The organism is Kaistella chaponensis, assembly GCF_900156725.1.
GTDB lineage: Bacteria > Bacteroidota > Bacteroidia > Flavobacteriales > Weeksellaceae > Kaistella > Kaistella chaponensis.
In genome coordinates this window covers 1-1,218 of record NZ_FTOI01000032.1, presented here as the reverse complement: position 1 = coordinate 1,218, position 1,218 = coordinate 1, and the positions used below count along the sequence as shown (strand labels likewise).

General features: G+C 37.7%; 1 pseudogene. It reads right to left on the bottom strand.

The annotated features are described in order from the left end of the window. Positions 1-127: 127 nt before the first annotated feature. Positions 128-1,203 (bottom strand): annotated as a pseudogene (locus BW932_RS14135) (IS3 family transposase); the annotation flags it as partial. Positions 1,204-1,218: the final 15 nt, after the last annotated feature.

Genomic DNA, 1,218 nt, shown 5'->3' with positions numbered 1-1,218 from the left:
TGTAATCTCACCCATCTTAGGCACACTCAAAAGTAGAGTTTTTTGTTAATAATTTATTGTTGTCATTGTTAAAATTTTGTTGGAATGTGGGAAACTCGTTGGCCTTTGCTTGGACAAGTTTTCCATATTTCAATAAAAAATCCCTTGGTGTGAGGTATTGCAATGATTTGTGAGGACGCTCATTGTTATACATCCACATCCAGATTTCCGAATAGTTTCTCATTTGCTTGATGTTCTCAAAAAGATAAACGTCTAAAAATTCTGTCCGAAAAGTTCGGTTGAATCTTTCTACCAGTGAGTTTTGCGTTGGTTTTCCGGGCTGAATATAATGAAGAACAATTTCATTCTTGCCACACCAATCTTTTAATTTTTCTGCAATGAACTCCGGACCGTTATCCACTCTTATTTTTTCAGGTTTCCCACGCCAGTCGATCAGTTGTTCCAGTTGCGAAACTACTTTTGCTGATGGTAAACTGGTATCAATGGTAATATTTAAAATTTCTCTGTTAAAATCATCAATGATATTAAGGCTTCTCACGCTTTTACCGCATTCCAAAGTGTCGTGCATAAAATCCATACTCCAAGTAACATTAGGATAAATCGGGCGAAGTAAGGGCTCTTTAATCCTTGCCGGAAGGCGTTTTTTCCTTTTGCTTCTCAAATTCAGCTTCATCGATTTATAAATTCTGTAAACCCGTTTGTGATTCCATCTAAAACCCAAGTTTCTCAAACGGTGGTGCATCGTCCAAAATCCCCAGGTCTGGTGCTGGTTTGCAAGCAAAACCAGTTCCTCCCGAATCTTGTCGTCTTCATTGTTCGTCTTCTTTTTGTAGTAAAACACAGAACAGCATATGATAAAAAGTTTACACGCATTCCGAGTGCTTATTCCGTGTTCTGATTTGGAATAAACAACCAGTTCCCGCTTCTCAGAAGGTGTTAAAACTTTTTTGCAATCACATCTTTCATGACCACATTTTCCAGGGTAAGTTCCGCTACAATTTTTTTATACTGCGAAAGCTCCTTTTCCAGTTCCTTCATCTTAGAGAGTTGCTGCACATCCAATCCTCCATATTTACTTTTCCACTTGTAAAATGTCGGCTGGCTGATGCCGTGTTCGCGGCAAATCTCATTTACTGTTTTTCCTTGATTTTGTTCAGATAAAATCTTGATGATCTGAACTTCTGAAAATTTACTGTTTTTCATAGTCTTCCAAATTTA